The 17,237-nt window shown below is 53.7% G+C and carries 33 protein-coding genes; 8 read left to right on the forward strand and 25 right to left on the reverse strand.

Annotation, left to right across the window (positions count from 1 at the left end; all coding sequences use genetic code 11):
* Positions 1 to 65: 65 nt before the first annotated feature.
* Genes IEV29_RS03120 through IEV29_RS03135 form a run of 4 tightly spaced genes read left to right on the forward strand, consistent with a single transcriptional unit; the run spans position 66 to position 3,478 of the window.
* On the forward strand, positions 66 to 407 hold the full coding sequence (locus tag IEV29_RS03120; protein WP_188379805.1) for a hypothetical protein: 342 nt from the start codon (positions 66 to 68) through the stop codon (positions 405 to 407).
* Positions 397 to 1,818, forward strand: coding sequence for a TolC family protein (locus IEV29_RS03125; RefSeq protein ID WP_188379806.1), 1,422 nt, complete (start codon positions 397 to 399; stop codon positions 1,816 to 1,818). Before IEV29_RS03120 ends, IEV29_RS03125 begins: the two co-directional genes overlap by 11 nt.
* Positions 1,819 to 1,839: 21 nt before the next feature.
* The gene (locus tag IEV29_RS03130) at positions 1,840 to 3,117 is read left to right on the forward strand and encodes a multicopper oxidase family protein (RefSeq protein ID WP_188379807.1); all 1,278 of its coding nucleotides are present in this window, start codon (positions 1,840 to 1,842) and stop codon (positions 3,115 to 3,117) included.
* Between the two features lie 19 nt (positions 3,118 to 3,136).
* Complete coding sequence (locus tag IEV29_RS03135) at positions 3,137 to 3,478, forward strand: copper-binding protein (RefSeq protein ID WP_188379808.1); 342 nt, start codon at positions 3,137 to 3,139, stop codon at positions 3,476 to 3,478.
* 114 nt (positions 3,479 to 3,592) lie between these two features.
* Here IEV29_RS03135 and IEV29_RS03140 read toward each other — a convergent pair whose 3' ends face one another.
* Together IEV29_RS03140 and IEV29_RS03145 are read right to left on the reverse strand one after the other, a co-directional pair.
* Positions 3,593 to 3,787, reverse strand: coding sequence for a hypothetical protein (locus IEV29_RS03140; protein WP_188379809.1), 195 nt, complete (start codon positions 3,785 to 3,787; stop codon positions 3,593 to 3,595).
* Positions 3,787 to 3,954: a hypothetical protein gene (locus IEV29_RS03145; protein ID WP_188379810.1), complete on the reverse strand. Its 168-nt coding sequence runs from the start codon at positions 3,952 to 3,954 to the stop codon at positions 3,787 to 3,789. Before IEV29_RS03145 ends, IEV29_RS03140 begins: the two co-directional genes overlap by 1 nt.
* A 289-nt stretch (positions 3,955 to 4,243) precedes the next feature.
* Here IEV29_RS03145 and IEV29_RS03150 point away from each other — a divergent pair, with 289 nt between their 5' ends.
* A complete protein-coding gene (locus IEV29_RS03150; protein WP_188379811.1) occupies positions 4,244 to 4,426 on the forward strand; it encodes a hypothetical protein in 183 nt (60 codons plus the stop codon).
* 101 nt (positions 4,427 to 4,527) lie between these two features.
* On the opposite strand, the gene IEV29_RS03155 is transcribed toward IEV29_RS03150, so the two are convergent.
* The 23 genes from IEV29_RS03155 to IEV29_RS03265 all read right to left on the reverse strand — a co-directional run bounded on the left by IEV29_RS03155 (position 4,528) and on the right by IEV29_RS03265 (position 15,014).
* Complete coding sequence (locus IEV29_RS03155; RefSeq protein ID WP_188379812.1) at positions 4,528 to 4,665, reverse strand: hypothetical protein; 138 nt, start codon at positions 4,663 to 4,665, stop codon at positions 4,528 to 4,530.
* Complete coding sequence (locus IEV29_RS03160) at positions 4,662 to 4,844, reverse strand: hypothetical protein (protein ID WP_188379813.1); 183 nt, start codon at positions 4,842 to 4,844, stop codon at positions 4,662 to 4,664. The genes IEV29_RS03155 and IEV29_RS03160 overlap by 4 nt, the downstream gene beginning before the upstream one ends.
* Before the next feature lie 14 nt (positions 4,845 to 4,858).
* A complete protein-coding gene (locus IEV29_RS03165; protein ID WP_229726196.1) occupies positions 4,859 to 5,032 on the reverse strand; it encodes a hypothetical protein in 174 nt (57 codons plus the stop codon).
* Between the two features lie 2 nt (positions 5,033 to 5,034).
* The gene (locus IEV29_RS03170) at positions 5,035 to 5,340 is read right to left on the reverse strand and encodes a hypothetical protein (protein WP_188379814.1); all 306 of its coding nucleotides are present in this window, start codon (positions 5,338 to 5,340) and stop codon (positions 5,035 to 5,037) included.
* Positions 5,337 to 5,705 carry a hypothetical protein gene (locus IEV29_RS03175; RefSeq protein ID WP_188379815.1) on the reverse strand — a complete coding sequence of 123 codons (369 nt, stop codon included), beginning with the start codon at positions 5,703 to 5,705 and terminating at the stop codon, positions 5,337 to 5,339. Before IEV29_RS03175 ends, IEV29_RS03170 begins: the two co-directional genes overlap by 4 nt.
* Before the next feature lie 8 nt (positions 5,706 to 5,713).
* On the reverse strand, positions 5,714 to 6,367 hold the full coding sequence (locus IEV29_RS03180; RefSeq protein ID WP_188379816.1) for a glycoside hydrolase family 24 protein: 654 nt from the start codon (positions 6,365 to 6,367) through the stop codon (positions 5,714 to 5,716).
* Entirely contained in the window at positions 6,360 to 6,776 is a 417-nt protein-coding gene (locus IEV29_RS03185; protein WP_188379817.1) for a hypothetical protein, read from the reverse strand. The genes IEV29_RS03180 and IEV29_RS03185 overlap by 8 nt, the downstream gene beginning before the upstream one ends.
* Positions 6,777 to 6,780: 4 nt before the next feature.
* Positions 6,781 to 7,212: a phage tail protein gene (locus IEV29_RS03190; protein ID WP_188379818.1), complete on the reverse strand. Its 432-nt coding sequence runs from the start codon at positions 7,210 to 7,212 to the stop codon at positions 6,781 to 6,783.
* 2 nt (positions 7,213 to 7,214) lie between these two features.
* Positions 7,215 to 7,763 (reverse strand): hypothetical protein, encoded by a 549-nt coding sequence (locus IEV29_RS03195; RefSeq protein WP_188379819.1) that lies wholly within the window; start codon positions 7,761 to 7,763, stop codon positions 7,215 to 7,217.
* Positions 7,763 to 8,155 carry a hypothetical protein gene (locus tag IEV29_RS03200; protein ID WP_188379820.1) on the reverse strand — a complete coding sequence of 131 codons (393 nt, stop codon included), beginning with the start codon at positions 8,153 to 8,155 and terminating at the stop codon, positions 7,763 to 7,765. Before IEV29_RS03200 ends, IEV29_RS03195 begins: the two co-directional genes overlap by 1 nt.
* The gene (locus IEV29_RS03205) at positions 8,142 to 8,552 is read right to left on the reverse strand and encodes a hypothetical protein (protein ID WP_188379821.1); all 411 of its coding nucleotides are present in this window, start codon (positions 8,550 to 8,552) and stop codon (positions 8,142 to 8,144) included. The genes IEV29_RS03200 and IEV29_RS03205 overlap by 14 nt, the downstream gene beginning before the upstream one ends.
* The gene (locus IEV29_RS03210) at positions 8,531 to 8,824 is read right to left on the reverse strand and encodes a hypothetical protein (protein WP_188379822.1); all 294 of its coding nucleotides are present in this window, start codon (positions 8,822 to 8,824) and stop codon (positions 8,531 to 8,533) included. Before IEV29_RS03210 ends, IEV29_RS03205 begins: the two co-directional genes overlap by 22 nt.
* Positions 8,821 to 9,078 (reverse strand): hypothetical protein, encoded by a 258-nt coding sequence (locus tag IEV29_RS03215; protein ID WP_188379823.1) that lies wholly within the window; start codon positions 9,076 to 9,078, stop codon positions 8,821 to 8,823. The genes IEV29_RS03210 and IEV29_RS03215 overlap by 4 nt, the downstream gene beginning before the upstream one ends.
* A 53-nt stretch (positions 9,079 to 9,131) precedes the next feature.
* A complete protein-coding gene (locus IEV29_RS03220) occupies positions 9,132 to 9,962 on the reverse strand; it encodes a major capsid protein P2 (RefSeq protein WP_188379824.1) in 831 nt (276 codons plus the stop codon).
* Between the two features lie 104 nt (positions 9,963 to 10,066).
* Complete coding sequence (locus IEV29_RS03225; RefSeq protein WP_188379825.1) at positions 10,067 to 10,219, reverse strand: hypothetical protein; 153 nt, start codon at positions 10,217 to 10,219, stop codon at positions 10,067 to 10,069.
* 126 nt (positions 10,220 to 10,345) lie between these two features.
* Positions 10,346 to 10,954 (reverse strand): hypothetical protein, encoded by a 609-nt coding sequence (locus IEV29_RS03230; RefSeq protein ID WP_229726198.1) that lies wholly within the window; start codon positions 10,952 to 10,954, stop codon positions 10,346 to 10,348.
* Positions 10,941 to 11,465, reverse strand: coding sequence for a hypothetical protein (locus tag IEV29_RS03235; RefSeq protein ID WP_188379826.1), 525 nt, complete (start codon positions 11,463 to 11,465; stop codon positions 10,941 to 10,943). Before IEV29_RS03235 ends, IEV29_RS03230 begins: the two co-directional genes overlap by 14 nt.
* A complete protein-coding gene (locus IEV29_RS03240; RefSeq protein ID WP_188379827.1) occupies positions 11,465 to 11,812 on the reverse strand; it encodes a hypothetical protein in 348 nt (115 codons plus the stop codon). The genes IEV29_RS03235 and IEV29_RS03240 overlap by 1 nt, the downstream gene beginning before the upstream one ends.
* Before the next feature lie 204 nt (positions 11,813 to 12,016).
* Complete coding sequence (locus tag IEV29_RS03245) at positions 12,017 to 12,154, reverse strand: hypothetical protein (protein ID WP_188379828.1); 138 nt, start codon at positions 12,152 to 12,154, stop codon at positions 12,017 to 12,019.
* Positions 12,155 to 12,296: 142 nt separating this feature from the next.
* The gene (locus tag IEV29_RS03250) at positions 12,297 to 14,120 is read right to left on the reverse strand and encodes a replication endonuclease (RefSeq protein ID WP_188379829.1); all 1,824 of its coding nucleotides are present in this window, start codon (positions 14,118 to 14,120) and stop codon (positions 12,297 to 12,299) included.
* Positions 14,120 to 14,395 carry a DUF3850 domain-containing protein gene (locus IEV29_RS03255; RefSeq protein ID WP_188379830.1) on the reverse strand — a complete coding sequence of 92 codons (276 nt, stop codon included), beginning with the start codon at positions 14,393 to 14,395 and terminating at the stop codon, positions 14,120 to 14,122. The genes IEV29_RS03250 and IEV29_RS03255 overlap by 1 nt, the downstream gene beginning before the upstream one ends.
* Positions 14,392 to 14,796, reverse strand: a complete 405-nt coding sequence (locus IEV29_RS03260; protein WP_188379831.1) for a hypothetical protein — start codon at positions 14,794 to 14,796, stop codon at positions 14,392 to 14,394. Before IEV29_RS03260 ends, IEV29_RS03255 begins: the two co-directional genes overlap by 4 nt.
* A 2-nt stretch (positions 14,797 to 14,798) precedes the next feature.
* A complete protein-coding gene (locus tag IEV29_RS03265) occupies positions 14,799 to 15,014 on the reverse strand; it encodes a hypothetical protein (protein ID WP_188379832.1) in 216 nt (71 codons plus the stop codon).
* A gap of 229 nt (positions 15,015 to 15,243) precedes the next feature.
* On the opposite strand from IEV29_RS03265, the gene IEV29_RS03270 reads away from it, so the two are divergent.
* The 3 genes from IEV29_RS03270 (at position 15,244) to IEV29_RS03280 (ending at position 17,028) form a co-directional block, all read left to right on the forward strand.
* Entirely contained in the window at positions 15,244 to 15,558 is a 315-nt protein-coding gene (locus IEV29_RS03270; RefSeq protein WP_188379833.1) for a DUF3693 domain-containing protein, read from the forward strand.
* 185 nt (positions 15,559 to 15,743) lie between these two features.
* Entirely contained in the window at positions 15,744 to 16,520 is a 777-nt protein-coding gene (locus IEV29_RS03275; RefSeq protein ID WP_188379834.1) for a tyrosine-type recombinase/integrase, read from the forward strand.
* Positions 16,521 to 16,707: 187 nt separating this feature from the next.
* Positions 16,708 to 17,028, forward strand: a complete 321-nt coding sequence (locus IEV29_RS03280; protein WP_188379835.1) for a DUF4148 domain-containing protein — start codon at positions 16,708 to 16,710, stop codon at positions 17,026 to 17,028.
* Positions 17,029 to 17,237 lie beyond the last annotated feature (209 nt).

The raw sequence follows: 17,237 nt of genomic DNA on the forward strand, positions 1-17,237 counted from the left end.
CGACCGCAACGGATGCGGTCTTTGCTCGCGTACTTGGGTACGTGTCATGCCTTTACGAGAACATCATGAAAACTCTTTATTTGATGCTGCCGGCTTTGCTGGCAGCAACGATCGTCGCACGGGCCGAAACGAACCCTCGCACCGATCCGGCCGATGCGACGCAGGCTGGAATGTCTGCACAATATCGTTCTGCATTTGATGCCTATTTTCCTCATCAGGATGGCACCGCGCCTTCATTGAGCAACTGGCGCGCCGCCAACGATCTGGTCGGTGTGCTGGGCGGTCACGCTGGCCATGCCGAGGCGGCAATGCCGGCCCACGGCCACACGCCTCAACAATCCGCGCCTGAAACCTTGCCTGCGGCGCCATCCCACGATGGGCATGAGGAGCATCATCATGCGCATTGATCGACGTCGCTTCTCATTCCTTATTGCCGGCATGACGGTGCTGCTGTTATCTGGTTGTGCCACGTTTTCTACCGATGGCGGCATGCAAAAGGTTGCCGACCTGACTCAAGCACGTACCGGTCAGCCCGTGCAGGGCACAAACGACATGAGCGAGCAGGATAGAACCGATCAACTCGTGCGTGCATTGCTGGCCGAACCGTTAAATGCCGACAATGCTGTGCGTATCGCCTTACTCAACAATCGCGGTTTGCAGGCATCACTGACTGAACTGGGGATTGCCGAAGCGGATCTGGTGCAGGCAGGGCGCCTGCGCAATCCTGGCGTTTCGTTTGGACGCATGCACAACAGTAGCGGTGTCGTCGAAATCGAGCGCAGCATCATGTTTGATCTGGCCGGTCTGCTAACCATGCCCATCCGTACCCGTATCGAGCAAGGACGGTTCGATCAGGCGCAGCTACAGGCAGCATCTACGGCAATCGCGCTGGCGACGGAAACGCGTCGTGCTTATTTCAGTGCCATTGCAGCGCGCCAGAATGCCGATTTCATGGCGCGTGCGCAGTTGGCGGCAGAAGCGGGAGCCGAGCTGGCGCAACGCATGCAAAAGGTTGGTAACTGGAATCGCATCGACTCGGCCCGCGAACAATTGTTTTATGCGGATGCCAGCACGGCGCTGGCGCGCAGCAGACATGAGGAAGCGGTTGCGCGTGAACGCCTGATTCGCCTGCTCGGATTGTGGCAAGCTGATACGACGTTGCAGTTGCCCGATCGTCTTCCCGATTTGCCGGCACAGCCACATGGCAGTGGTCAGATGGAGCAGCAGGCGATGACGCAACGACTCGATATCCAGATCGCCAGACGTGCATCGGAATCAACCGCTCGCTCTCTGGGCCTCACGCGCGCCACGCGTTTCGTCAACGTGCTGGAAGCCGGTTATCGCAACAAGAGCAAAACTGGCGAACCCCGCAATAACGGCTACGAGATCAGCCTGGAACTGCCGGTTTTCGACTGGGGAACGGCCAGAACGCACAGGGCAGAAGCCATCTATATGCAGTCACTGCATCACACGGCCGATATTGCCATCCGTGCGCGGTCTGAAGTGCGTGAGGCATACTCAGCCTATCGCACTGCCTACGATGTGTCGCGCCATTACCGTGACGAAGTTGTGCCGTTACGCAAGAAAGTGTCAGAAGAAGTCCTGCTGCGCTACAACGGCATGCTTGCCAGCGTATTTGATTTGCTAAGTGACGCACGCCTACAGATCGATGCCGTCAATACCGCGATCAAGGCGCAGCGCGATTTCTGGATTGCAGAAACGGACCTGCAGGCCGCCGTCAACGGCGGCACGATTGCCAGCAATGATGCAATCGCCAGCGATGCAACCGCGTCGCCACCCGCGCAACGCAATCACTAAGATCACCAACAAGGACACACTATGCTTTCCCGCAGGCATTTTCTCGCTGGTGCCGGTACATTGCTTGGCGCCGGACTCGTCAGCAAGGCTGGCGCTGCTGCCATTCCCGAGGCACAGATCATTCAGCATCCCAATACGATCCCACCCAGGGCACCCGATAACGGCAGGCCATTCAACCCGGTTGTGACACTCAACGGCTGGAGTGCGCCATGGCGCATGAAAAACGGCTGGAAGGAATTTCACCTGATCGCCGAGCCAGTGCTCCGCGAGCTGGCACCGGGTATGAAAGCGACGCTTTGGGGCTATAACGGATCGAGTCCCGGTCCGACAATTGAAGTGGTGGAGGGCGACAAGGTCCGCATCTTTGTCACCAACAAGTTGCCCGAGCCAACCTCGATTCACTGGCATGGTCAGCGCTTGCCAAACGGTATGGACGGCGTAGCCGGTGTGACACAACCGCAAATCCCGGTGGGCAAAACTTTCGTCTATGAATTTGAAGCCAGACGCCCGGGTACCTTCATGTACCACCCGCATGCCGATGAAGTCACGCAAATGGCGATGGGCATGATGGGTTCATGGATCACGCATCCGAAGGATATCGAACAGCATCGCGTGGATCGTGACTTTGTCTTCCTGCTCAACGCCTACGACATCGAGCCCGGTAGCAGTACGCCCAAGGTCAATACCATGACCGACTTCAATTTGTGGACATGGAACAGCCGCGTTTTTCCGGGCATTGATTCCCTGGCGTGTAGGCAGGGTGATCGTGTGCGCATTCGCGTCGGCAATCTCAGCATGACCAATCATCCGATCCATATCCACGGTCATGAATTTGAAGTAACGGGAACCGATGGTGGCTGGGTGCCAAAGACGGCACGCTGGCCGGAAGTCACGACCGATATCGCGGTTGGCCAGATGCGTGCCATCGAATTTGATGCTACCGATTTAGGCGATTGGGCATTCCATTGCCACAAGGGCCATCACACCATGAACGCGATGGGACACGATGTGCCGACCATGATTGGCGTCGATCATCGCAAGATCGCGGACAAGATCATCCGCATCATTCCGGATTACATGGTCATGGGCGAGCGCGGCATGGGCGATATGGGTGACATGTCCATGCCCATCCCTGAGAACACATTACCCATGATGAGCGGGCACGGTCCTTTTGGCCCGATCGAAATGGGCGGCATGTTCACCCTCGTGAAGGTGCGCCGGGACCAGAAACCTGGCGACTTCAAGGATCCGGGCTGGTTTGCGCATCCTCGCGGTACCGTCGCCCGCCTTGTTGATTAACCCATTGAGAAAGTTCGCAATGAAAATATCGAAAGTATTGTTCTCGGCCGCATTGATTGCGGCACCGTTGGCATACGCACAGTATGACGACCACGCCGGCCATGCTGCCCACGGAGTACAAGGTGGCGCAGCAGCCGTCAGTCTGAGTGAAGGAGAGATCCGCAAAATTGATACCGACAATCTGAAACTGACCGTCAGGCACGGGCCATTACTGAACTTGAACATGCCCGGCATGACCATGGTATTTGCAGTCAAAGATAGTGGCATGCTCGAGGGATTGGAGCAGGGGAGTCGCATCCATTTCCTTGCGGAACGCATCGACGGTATCTACACAATCGTGCGCATCGAAAAACAGATGTGACTCGCCAATAAAAAAGCCGTCCTTCGAGGCATGAAGGACGGCTTTTTATGTCTCATTCTTCTTTTAAATCAAACAATTATCCATCTATCTTAAAGTTAAAAGAAGAATCAGGTTTTAATGATTGGCGGCCTTGCGATCACGTTTTCTATCCGGCTTGCGTATATTGTTCTGTACCGAATCGATAATTGCCTCCGCATTTTCCTTGGCTTTCCGTTTGTCACTCGCGATCACTTCGCGGATCACCCAGATTGCGAGCACGAGCGCTCCCAGCAAGAGCAAGGAGATAATCCAGACCATATGCGACGGCATTATTTGCTTTCGTCGATCAGATCGCGTGCAGCCTGAATCGGATCCAGCGTGGTGTCGATTGGCTCGTCGCCATAAACCAGATCCAGCGCGTCAACCGCGCTTTCCCAATCCGATCCGGCCTTGACCAGGGTGTCTACCCAGATAGCGCGCCATTCATGTTCAGTCATATCCATTCCTTTGAAAACGTGAAGCGGTATTGTGTACCTATTTGAGTGGGAGCGATTATAGCCGCCTGCGGTCCATCGATCCATATATAATTTCGCATAATTTACATTATGTCAAATGCCGGAAGCTGCTAAGAAACAAGCCTGCAACCATTGTTCACAAAAAATACCCTATTCATGGGATGCAGACCAAACCACCGCCCGACACACAATGTCGGGCTTTTTTCTGTGCAACATCATAATGTGTTTCGATCTATTCGGGGAAATTCCCGTCACTGAAGATGACATCTTCATGTGGGTTCAGGCCGTCGCCCCGCGCTGGCTCACACCAGAGCGTTCTTATCGTTCCTATGTCCGCAACTACGATGTTCCCGGCAAAATCCGTGCGGCAAAACTATCCGGCCACTTCGACACTATCGTCTATCGGCCAGCACCGTCTTACCATGCACGGCTTGCACTCGCTGCCATCGTGTGACTATTTTTTGATGAATCGACCGGTACGCTTGCTGCGTGCTGGTTTCTTGCTCGACGTTTTGCGAGTGGATTTACGTTTGGTGGTGCGCTTTTTGGTAGCCATCAGAATTCCTTTATTTTCAATACAGTTTCGATTCGGGTCAGGCGTTTCTCGACGCCCATAGCCCACTTAAGAACGCCAACGCCGATACCGGCAACGCCAGTACCCTGCATCAGCAACAAGACCTCAACAAAGGTCATTTCGGCGTGTTCGGACTAGGTAAGAACACGGCAGCGACACCCGCTACATACGTCCCCACTTGCACCAACAAATTCACCTTTTCAGGCGACACACCGACCAGCACACCGAGCGCGGCCAGACCAGCCCACGCCGATGGATGCCTTGCGCGACCAATCGCATATTCCAAAATTTGATTCATGGTTTCCCCTTGAGTTAATAAAGCGTGTTGCCAGATTGATCTTTAATCGTGATGCTGTTGCCAGCGATGAAGTTTTGCAGCCATGGGATACGGCTAATCACGATGGATGCAATCACCAAGCCGCCGAGAACAATGATTCCCTCACGCAGCACGGCTTCTGGCGCCGGAATGATGTTTTTAAGTTTCATGGTCAGGAAAATACGTAAGAGAGAAATTCTTTTGCAGGGCATGCAAACGACGCATCCCACGTGCGCCCCTCGGCCTTTGCCCGCTCGCATTCGGTCATATTCGTACGCGGAATGCCGAGCGCATCGCCAGTGTTCAACACCACACCGGCAAACACACCATCAACCGCATTGAATGCCGCCGTGCCAACCGAGTACCCAAGATCACCGGCGATGCTTTGCATGCCCGATCCTTTCGACTTGATAACGGCATAGCCAACCGCGACGGCCAGCATGCCGCCTGCGATCAGATAGACGGTCGGGATTTTCATGGGCGATACCACCATGCATTCGGATTTGCCATTACTGGCCGGTTCTGGTTTGCGCCACCGGTCAGCACGCTATCTGTGATGGCCGAGATTGTCGGCGTCTGATAGCTGGAATTGTTGCCGGTCAGGACATCGTGAATCGTGCCGTTGATAAGCTGGCTATTCGGGATATACGCGCCCGGATTGGCCGGATCGTAAGACGTGCCAGCCAGCGGGTTAATCGGGTTCCAGATCGATTGCGCGAACGAACGCGCACCGGTGTTGCCGCTGACGCTTGCCGCGCCAGTCAGCGAGAATCCCGACGCCTTGGCGATCATAAATGCCGCAGCACCTACCAGACCCAACACCATCAAATCATCGGTTTTCATATGCGCCCTTATCCAACGCTGACGCCGCCAGCCTGCGCATATACATACGCCGCCGTTGCCATCGTGATTACTGGTTGACCGTATGGGGAACCCGGCATGCTTGCCCATTCACGCGCAACCTTGCTTAGTGCGACGGTAAAGCGCCCCGCTTTCACGTCATCCAGCGCACCACGCGCCGCGATACGGCCAACGGCACCAATATCCTGCGATGCTGGCGAGAAGTCGGGCAGGCGCATGATGCGTGCCGTCTCATCCCACGTGCCAGTGAGAAATTGATATGCACCCGCCGCCGACGACGAATAGCCGCTTTTTTTGATGACCTTGCGCGGATGGTCTGCGAAGCTGGAAAACAGCGAACCGCCAAAATGCATGCGGTAGCCGTTTTCGCTGCTGGTTCCCTCACCGCGACGAATGACGCGCAAGAACGCTTGAACATTGCTGTTCTGTACGTCTGCTGTCGTCACGTTTGCCATTGCTGATAACTTCATTGTTCCACCTGTAATCTGATCGATTGCACCCGCCGCTGTTTCTGTGACATCGACGTAAATGCCCTGCACCGTGTCCACCACGCCGCCATCGCCTGCCGCCTGTCGGGTACGCATCCAGTAGAACGCGGCACCAACAACGAACGTGGCAGCGGCCACTTTGACGGCGCTATTCACCCAACGCCCCTAACTCTTCACGCAACGTCGCCGCCTGTGCTTCCAGCAACACAAGCAAATCGATATCGCTTGCGTTTGGCTCTTCGCCTATCGCCATTGCTAACGCGATTGCACGTGCAGGCCTTGCGCTTTCACCGTCGATGCGCCAAAGCTCCGCCATGATTTCCATGCGCCGCTTTTGCGCTTCGGTTAATTGCTCCGCCTGTGTTTCCTCTTTCGGCAGGGTCTTGTATTCCCACGCACCGTCAATGAAAAATCGACCTGATCCATCGATATGTGGAGGCGGTTCAACTTCTGTCGAATGCGTCGGGATCAGGTACTTGCCCTCTTCCATTGGCGACTTCGGCGCACTGTACGAACAGATAAATTCACCGGTTGCTTCGTCAAAGAGATAAACAATTTTTTCCATGTTCTTATGCGTATTGAATGCATTTAAGGACACGAACGCCCGCCGCCAAATTCGCATCGCCGCCCGTATTCGATGTGTTTGTGTTGCTGTATGTCGGATACGTATCACCACCACCGCCCGGATATCGGATGACGCTTATCACGCTCATTGGCACCGTATGATTGTGTTGAATGACTTGACCCGCCGTACTCTCACCAACGTTGCCATTTGCTTGCACAAGGGTGTGATCCGGTTTAAGCCAAGGCAGACCGAATGTGGTCACACCGTCACCCGCGCCCCACCGAGTTCCGATTGCTAAAAATAGCTTTGCATATGCCTCACGCGAGACATTCGTTTGCGCGATGGGCAACGCGATTGCACCGGCTGGCGGGACTGTTCCGGCATGGTCGAAAATATCGCCTGCCTTACGTGCTTTGCCGCCCTTAGTAATCGCCATCCTTAACCCTCGACTGTCAGGATTTTTGTATTGGCAATATCGCCGATGGCTACCACCGCGCCGGTTGTCACGAAGCCCTGCAGCTCATAACTACCGCCTGCCTCGATCTTGACGCCGTTTGCAATCGTCGCCGCGGCTCCATCGAGCCGAACGAAGATGTCACCTGATACCGCATTGTTTTGAATGAGCAGATATCGGCGCGACGTGTTTGCATTCAGCAAAACACCGCTGACGGTCCCCACCGTTTTTAACGCCTGTACAAACGATCCATTCACCGCGCCGTTCGGCGGTTGGTCATATGTGATCGTGTTCCCGTATCGCATCGCGATATTTACCGGGTTGTTGACCTGGCTAAGCAGCCGTACTTTGTCAAAGGCGACAGAGAACTTTTCGGAGTAGCCAGCGCCGATTTTTTCAGCACGTGCGATTTCACGGCCAGCCGCGTAAAAAATCACCGTCAACGGCGCACCGGCTTCCAGAACGCGGAAAAAATCCGCCTGTTCCGAATACTCCAAAAATCCGCCCGCTTGGATGGTGTCGAGAATAATCATCAGAATTTTCCTTTGGTCATCACCAGCGCAGCAGCGGCAGCGATGCCGAGTACCACAACGGTTTTTTGATCGATCGCACCGCGCTTATCGTTTTCAGCCGACGCCATCGCGGCGAGTGCGGTTTGCTGACCTGTTTGCAGCATGTCCGCGCCTGTCGTGAACAGCTTTGTGCCGAACTCGATCAGCTTGCCTAGATTGGCGCTGTTGTCGTCGCTGGCATCGGTTGCAAAGTTCAGCGCCGCCTTGACGATGTCGCCGTCCATTGACTCGATATTGGCGACGATGGAAGAGCCACCCGCCGCAACGATGCCGCTTTCGGTGACGATGCGGTTGTCATAGCTGGACGTTTGCGTCGTTTGGTTCGCCTGCGAACTGCTGCTACTGCGTCCCATGATTTAATTCCTTTTCAAGCACAATTTCACCGCCTCGATATCCCTGCCCTGCCAACTTCTTTATGAGGCCGACTCGCGCCGTATGGATACGCACCGATTTGCAGTCGATGAACATGCGTTCGATTGCTGGTAACACGTGCTTTGTCAGATCGATATCTGCACGCCCGCCCGCTGCCACCACCACGCCCTGACTGAAGTTCGCCAACGTGTCCACGCGCAACACAAACGCCGCTACCGTGTTTTCGCTGTCATCGATCACCGCAAACAACACCGCGCCGTTTTGCGCCTGCAGTTTTATATCCTCGATGCTGGCCGTCGATAACGCACTGGCAATGAATGCCTCGGTTACCGGATTCCAGTCGGCTTTCTCGATTCTCATTTTTTGACGTACCGCCAAGCGACGAGGAACACGGCCCCTACGATCAGATAAGGCAGATATTTGTCGAATTGCCCGGTTTCCGTTTGCGTGCGTTCTGTCGAAATTCCCGCGTTGTCACCGAACGTCACATTGAAGCCGGATGTGTCGAACAGATTGCCGCCGATGGTGCCAAGGCTTGACGCATTCGACGGCCCTGCCGGTGGCGCTTGCGCTGCATTCAAGGCAGCACCAATCACCGCCGCGTATGGATTCACCGCCGCCGTTGCGGCTAACGCTGCATCACCGCTCAATTTTTCACCATCACGACCGCGACCACGATTGCACCGATAAGCAGGATCGGCGGGATGCCGAGAACGTTGCCCTGTACCGGCTGACCTTGGATATACGGTTCGCCCCAGTTGTTGTATTGCTGCATCTGCATGGCTTGCAGTTGCATAAGGTTCGCGGCGTTATTGGCCTTGATTTGCTGATTGTTGTTGGCGTAAGAGATTCCGCCGTCAACCAGCTTTGTGCCGACCTGCCCTAACCAGTTTTGCCAGTCCATGAGATACCCCTTTCCATTGATCAGCCCGACCTAAGCCGGGCACCGAAACCTAATTACAGGTTTGCCAGCGGATCGAGGTATTCCACGATGACTTCGCCGCTATCAGCAGCACTGAAGTCGAGCAGCAATTCGACGGTTTTTGCGTCGGAGGTGTTGAACGATTTTGTGACATCGCCATCGACTACGAAGTCGAGCGTGTACATATTCGTCTGTGGAACGCGACCTTTGCTCTTTTGCTCGAATTCGTTTTCGTCCTTCACCGACTCATGCACGATCAGGCTGTTTTGCTTGACAGTCGCGCCGGTCATATTGCCGCTGTGGAAAACGTGGATACGCTTAATGGTCGAACCCGTCTGGCCGACTGGCAATTGGATCGGCAGCTTGCCGCCCGTCGATACGTTGAACGGATACGGCAGGTATTTCGACATGAATGGCGCGAACCGTGCCCATTCGCCGCCGCGCTGTTTCTGCGTGGCCGATTCCATCAGGATCGCTTTAAGCTCTGGTGCCGTTGCGCCTGCGATGGTTACTTCCGTGGTCAACATGGCAGCGCCTTGCGACGTATCCAACGCACCAACCATGCGGTCATATTCGTTATTCAGGAAATAATCCGTGAACGGGATATCAAGGAACTTCGCGTCTGTGCTGTTCGCGCCGCGATAGGCGTTGATTTTCAGCAGTTGCGGGCCGGTCAAATCAATGATCGTCTTGCCGTTGATCTTGAATTTGATGCGGGTAATCATGGCGATGGTGAATGCACCGCCGCCCAATTTCAGACGCACACATTCGATGGTCTGGCCCGGCGTGATTTGATTGGTTGCGGTGCCGGTGGCGACCACGTTGGAATACGGCAGTGCGTAATGCACGATGCGACCGATAGACATTTCTTTTATCCTTTTCGGCTGGCCCGGTAAGGCTTCGCCGTCTGGTGCGTTACCTGCTTTGTGAGCAGTTGGCGCAGATTAAAACGATGGTTTCTTTTGTCCGATTACAGGACAGCGTTCACGTATGGCACACGCTTGGCGACGGCAACAGCGCCAACGGCCAGACATGCAGCCTTGACATAGGACGGGCCAAACTTGTAACCGGCGAACAGAATGCCGCCAGCGATTGCCAATGCAGTGATTTGCGATTGATTCATTTCCTTCTTCCCTTCAGTGCAGTTACACATGATTAAGTGAGTGATAAAACAGGTGCCGATTTTGTCGATCTTTTTTCACTCTGAAAACAGCCTGTTACCGTTACAGGAAACAGGCTGTTTTTCGTCTTATCTGCGCAACTTTTTTTTCACTTTTTCTTTCGTTACCGGGTCGTATTGGATGAATTCAAACGCTTCCAGCGCCGCCAGTTCCGCTACAGGAATGCCGGTTTTCTTGGCCACGTAGTCGGTATCGTCTGGCCGGGACAGAAAGCAGACGTATTCCGATGCATTGCCGATGGCCGTTTTATCGGCCTCGGCCCATCGTTGCGATATCGCATAAATGTTGATGCCGCGCTTGAGTCCACGGCGCACCAGAATCCCCCAATGCGTCGGTGCTTTACCGGGTGTCGATACGTCTGCCAGTTCTTCTCCGATGAAGTCCAACGCCTTGATGTATCGGCCTGCATAGAAAACGGCCCGGCAAAGGAAGTCATATTCGTCTTTCAGATTGCCGCCCGTCACATAGGCAAGCCGCATATGCCCCGGCGTTTGAATTGCCTGTAACAGTTCGTCCCGCGTCGTGATTTTTCTGTATCCGGGTAGCGCTGCCCATTGATCCTCCGGATCCCATGCAACAACACGCTTTGACGTGGCTACCATCCTTGCAACTTGCGTGGACTTGCCGCACCGAGAAGCGCCAGAAACGACGATCAGTCGCCCGTCAATTGTTTTCATGTGGCTGCACCTTTCCCATCACCAGCCCCTTTTCCGCTGGCGCCACATCCGGCGTCGGCCCTACCTGCTGTCCGAGCGGTAACGGTGTCACTTTTTCGACCTGGCTGGATTTTTGACGCGCCGCGATATCACCGGCCACGCCCACATACGTTGCGTATGCCAGCGGCCCGACCACCATTAGCGCCATCAACTCTTCGCCGTACTTGCCGCCGATGCCATCGGCCAGCCATCCATGCTTGATGCACACCGGCTCCACGGCCTCGCCTACGGCCTGACAGACTTCTTTTGTGTAAATCTCTTTCACCGATGGGAACATCGGCCCGACGACGCCAACCATCATTGCCAGCGCACCTGCAATTTCCTGCGACAGCGACACGCCCGGCGCTTGCTGTTCCTGTTCTGGCGTAGTGGCACCCGGTTGCGGTTGCCCCTCCCCTGCCATCGCTGTCAGCGCGGCCAGTTCTGCAGCCTGTTCGCCCGGCATTTCCTGTTCTTGGACTTGTTCGGACATCACACACCCCCTAACAGGTTGAGTGCTGCTGCAAAGGTGCTCCGCGGCTTTGCCGGTGGCGCCTTGATAGCTTCAGAAACGATTTGATTTGTTTTATCCGCTGATACAGGCTCTACCGGCTTTTCCGGCTCTGTTACCGTTACAGGGATTTCCGGCGCTTTTGCTGCTGCAAATGGGTAGCGCTCAATGAATTTTTTCTCGCGGAAGGTGTTGCCGCCGACGCGCAATTGCCCGTTGCAATCGTCGCAGTGGCCGAACGGCTTATTGTTCCGGTCGTGAGTGATGCGCATGGTCTGGACGCCAGCGCAGTACGGACAATCGATATGTCCGAGAGTCGGCTTTTTCATTCTGATTCCTTTCGGCTGCACCCGGTAAGGTGCAGCCGTCTGGTGCGGTTTCCTGCCTTGTGAGCATTGGCCGCGATGGTTGGATTGTGTGTTACTCGGTCAGTGATGCGACGGTCAATTCAGCCGCCTGCAACTGATCGAACAGCCAGAGCATTGCCGCTGGCATGTCGTTTTTCGCCAGTTCCGCAAATTCTTCGCGTTCCATTACAGTTCCTTTCTAAGTTGATGCCAACCAAGCCGGTCAGCGATTTTTATCAAAAGTGCCTTAACCGGCTTTGCCATCGATAGCGCAAATCCGTATTGCCGCACCACGGCAATTGCTTCACGTTCCAAATCTTCCATTACCAAAGTCCGAGATATCCGAGCGCCCGCTTAATTCCACGGCATTGCGACACACCCAGACTCGGACTATGGGCATCCATGTGCAGATGCTCAATTTCGACGCGATAGGCGCGACGAAACAGCCAAAGTGCCAATCCCTTGATCATGCGTTTAATCCCCTCTCTATTTCGGGCCAGTTCACAGGCCCGAAAAACTCAAAATTCGATGTTTTTTGCATCGGCCCCATCAAACGCGGTACCGCTTCAAACCTTTTTGCAATACCCGCGAAGTTCTCTCGCGTACAGTTATTGACACGAGTCCAAGGGCGGGCGATGCCCGCCTTTGTTGATCCACCGCCAGCGCGTAAAAATTCCCAGACGTGACGCACTGACTTAACAAGCGTTTCGATTGCCTTTGTGCCGGTCACGATGCCATCACGAAACTGCACCATGGCGATCGTATGCACACCCACCGGACGCGGTGCCAGCGCCTCACCGTAACGGCCCGTACCGCCGTCGCTTTCGGTTGCGAGCTTGATGCGGTAATTGCGGCCAGTGAACACGCCGCCTTGTGCCTTGCAGTAGGCATCCCAAGCTGCTTTTGCTGGAAAGTCTGAATCGGCGTCATGCTTGTTACAGGCGATGTGCGCCTGCACCAGATGTTCCGGCGCGTCGGCTGGCAGTTCCTTGATACGGCGCATTTCGCGCCAGACCGTGACAGGTGGCCCGCCGACTTGCTGAAATTGACGGATGCGCCACGTTGCCGCCCATGCCTCAACACGGCGTGCAGTGGTCAATGCATCGTTGCCGAACAGGTCTTTTTCTACTCGGTATCCGTCGATATTTTTGCTGACGTATTTGGCGATGTATCCGGCTGCTGTTCCCTTTGATGCATCCATGGGCCTGAAGTCCACACGGTGCTTTTTCGCCCCTCTTTCAGTACCGGAATCTTGAAGTGCGTATCTGCGTACCATTGCGCATACACGCGGGAGAGCGGTACGCGCAGAAATTCCCGACCATCGATCATCAAAGAAAACCAAGATGTGCCAGTGAGGTGTTCCGTCATGGTTAGGTTCAGCGATACGGAATCCGTACCAGTTGAAACCGCGACGCGCAAGAGCAGTCCTGATTCGCGCCCAGACCTGCGAAAGATGCTCTTGAGCTTCTTTAGGAGTAGTGCCGTCATATTTTTTGTTTTCAATTACCTTGCCCTCACCTACTGAACGCCATTTGTGCATGCGGCTTGGACACGTCATTGTGAAGAACAGGCCCACGTGACCACAATCGACAGCAATGCGCTCAAATCCGGCAATGCGCGTCATCAACTCACCGCGACGGATTGCCTTGTTTGCCGTCCCCTTTGCCGCCGCCTCTGCAACGGTCAATTCAAAGCCGTCCTCATTGCGTAGCTTGGTCGCTTCCATCATGGCCGCGTTGCGCCGATTCTGTTGCGCACGACGCCGAACGCTTTCGTTCGACACGTAGATATCGCGGGATCGGTTCACATAGCCGATGCTGATCGCTGCAGCTTCGACGGCTTTTGCGTGCGCCTTGCGCAATTGGCGACGCCACCAGATAGGACACGTCAGGCGGTTGATTTCGGTTTCTGCCGTACTACGGTTTTTGATGTATGGCGCTGTCACATGATTTGCCTGGCACACTGTTTCCAGCGCCGCACGCCATTCCCACTCACGGAAGATGCCGCCCAACTCGACGCAATGCGCGGCCAGTTCCTGCGCACGTGCGCAGATATCTGCGTCGGTTGCGTCGAGCGGGATATTTACCGTCTTGAGTTGATCGACGGTATTCAACAACCAGTGTGCAGCCGACCGCGTTGCATCGCCTTCAGCAGTCAGGATCGACGCATCAAAGGCGTTACGGGTCTTTTGCCACTTTCCGAACAAGCGCTTTTGCCACCGTGCCGGTAATTCCGACACGATGCGTTGCGCCCATTCTGGCCGCGCTGGATGTTGGTCAAGTGCGAGCATTACCAGCAGACAGCGAATGACAACATCACGTAACCGTCAGGGATACCGTACCCCGTTTGCATGTGCGTAATTCGTACCAGCAGTTCGTTATTCAGCTTTTTGCCGTCTTGGTACTCACATAAAACTAGATGGTCACCAACCTGATAATCACGGTCATTGATGCGAAATTCAGCCTTTTTAGTGCCGTCATAGACAGCCCAAAATGGCACCTTGTCGCACTTCAGATCGTGGATTTTTCCAGCAACGCTGGCCTTCGTCAGATCATGCACTTTCATAGCGACACCAGCCCTTGAAAGCACTGGCGCATGTCAGCGATTGCCGAACGCAGCATGGCTTTTTCTGTTTCGGTAAGATCGCGGTCCCGCTTCTCGACCACATCACCAGACAGACCCGCAACCCTAGCGATCATCTTTCGATAGAGTTGCGGGGTGTCCTTCCAGCACGTGAGTGATACCAAATCCCGCCGCACCGACCGCGCAGCCACTGGCGCGGTCGGCCGCTGACGCAGGCTCTCTAAGTATTTTTCCCCGATAGGCGTTTTGCCCGTTGGCGCTGCTGGCAGGTTTGCCGGTGCATGCGACATGTGACGGATATCGACCGGACGCGATATCACTTCGGTTGCGTCATGGTCGCCGCTGTCACGGTCGCCAAGGTCGGTATCTGGACGTGCGCCCATGATTACGCCTGTACGGTTTGCCAATCGAACGATGGGTACAACGCGGCAAGCACCTTGCGGCCTTTTTCGGCTGCAACGGCATCAAACTCATGCGCGTTTTCTGATTGATGCGTGACGCTGATGATGTCGAAATTCTTGACGGCACCAGCAATGAAAAGATCGGTTTTACCGCAACGAATGCGAACGTTACCGTTTGTAACTTGTGCAACAGTTGTCATGTTTAGGCCTTTGGTCTTGCCTTGGTCGATAGAGTGTCGGCAGGCAATGCACGTAGATGTCTCGACCAAAGCCATTTTTTGAGGTGTTTCCTGCCGACAAGCCGAAATATGCTTCACCGTGTGAACTATGTCAAGCACTGTGATGCATTTCAGTTTGTGGATGTTGAACTATTTCGACCCGTGACGTATCGTACGGGCGTACCACATCACCTCGACCAAGGAGATAGCCATGAATACCCTGCAATACCTTGACGCCGTAAAAGCGACGTTGAACATTGAAAGCGACTACGCAGTCGCCAAAGCACTAGGCATTCGCACGTCTACTATCAGTAACTACCGCGCCCGCGGCGGCCAGATGGATGATGATGTTGCGCGTAAAGTTGCCAAAATCATCGGCAAACATCCCGGCATTGTGACGCTCGATATCCACCGCGAGAGAGCCAATTCGCCGGAAGATAAAGCAATGTGGAAAGAGATTTTCGAGGGTTTTCACGCGCTGTCGCTACGCGCTAATTCGATTCGGGGTTCTGCCCTGCTTCGGTAACGACAGTCTAAAAATTAGCAGTTTTTCGGTGCAATTTACATTATGTCAAATGCGATCCAGTGCTAAGAATCAAGCCTGCAACCATTGTTCACGTTTATTTAAGTAAATTTGTATCTACTGCTAAACTAAATTTGTAAATACCAATACTGGGAACTCTGGATTGTAGAAACTAGATGAAGAGTGCCATGACGGACAATACGCGCAGAGCTTATGGATCGGCGATTGCGCATTATCTGAGTTGGGGTGGCTTGCTGCCGGCCACGGAAAAAGAAATCAAAGACTACTTGATGACTTTTTCGCACTCCCATAGCTTAAGTACATTGGCTATTAGACGCGCTGCAATTTCAAGTTGGCATGTACTTCATGGCTTTCCTGATCCTACATCGACACCACAAATCCAAGAGCTGTTTAAAGCGATAAAGCTACCACTATGTAAATCCAAAGAAAAAGCGGAGGCATTGCCAATCAGTGACCTAAAGTTGATATCAAGGACCCTATTAAAAACGGAAGGGTTATCAGCAAAACGGGATCGCGCAATTCTTCTTATTAGTTTCTTCGGCGCATTTGTTCGTAGCGAATTAGTTTCGCTAAAAGTGTCTGATCTGAAATGGCACAAATCCGGATTGCTCATTACCATTCCTGGATCAAAGGCTGATCTAGAAGGTAACCGAACAACCAAAGCCATCATCTACTGCGACGAAGAGCTCTGCCCTATTTTAGCCCTTAAGGACTGGATCGAAGCTGCAGGGATTCAAGAGGGTTACATTTTCCGAGCGATTAATAGATGGGGAGCAGTTAGCATCAAGAGCCTAAGTCCTGAGGCGATTAATATGATTATCGCAAAGCTCGGCTACACGAAGGGCCTGCAATTCAAGTCAAAACTTTCCAGTCATAGTTTGCGACGGGGATTGATGACTATGGCAATTGAGGCGGGAGCATCTTTCGCAAGTATCAAGAAATAATACGCCTGGCACCCATCTTATTCAGCTATCAGCCAGGCAATGTTGATGACCCATATGTAATGCCTGCGTAATCAACCTGTGGGTGTCCGATTTCTAGAATGTAGTTGTCGATTTCAATCGTTCTTCATCGATTGATCGCTCTGATGTGGCCCGGACTGTGAGCCACGTTTCTAGAAACGGAGTAACCATGAAAACTAACTTTAAATTCATTTTGGCGTTTGCAGCCTTATCTATTTCGACGGCAGCGTTTGCCCATACAGATAACCTTAACTTCAGCGATAGTGCGTATCCTGTATTGCCAAAGGCTGAGTCGACCAAAACACGTGCACAAGTTAAGCAAGAGCTGATTGAGGCAAAGGAAAATGGCGCACTGGATATTCCTGACAGTCAGTATCCAGGACCAATGGAAGTCTCGACGAATAAAACACGTGCTCAGGTTCAACAGGAACTACAACAAAGTAAGATGAACGGCGAGAAATCGCAGATGGATAAGCTTTATCGCGGATGACTACCTAGACGCGTAGCATGGGGATTGGCGAGACTGACGCCAATTTAGAGTCGATGCAATAAATTTTAACAAGGCAGCTTATAGGCATTATAGAAAGGGCAAGCTGAACATCTTCGTCATGGGGTCTTACGGGACGGTTCTGGGTTTGGCACTGCTTCCCGGGTTAGGTGACTTTGGCGGTGGGTTGCTAGCGGAGTTTTTTGAGATAA

Origin of the sequence: Oxalicibacterium faecigallinarum, assembly GCF_014635705.1 — a bacterium.
In the GTDB taxonomy this organism is placed as follows: domain Bacteria; phylum Pseudomonadota; class Gammaproteobacteria; order Burkholderiales; family Burkholderiaceae_D; genus Oxalicibacterium; species Oxalicibacterium faecigallinarum.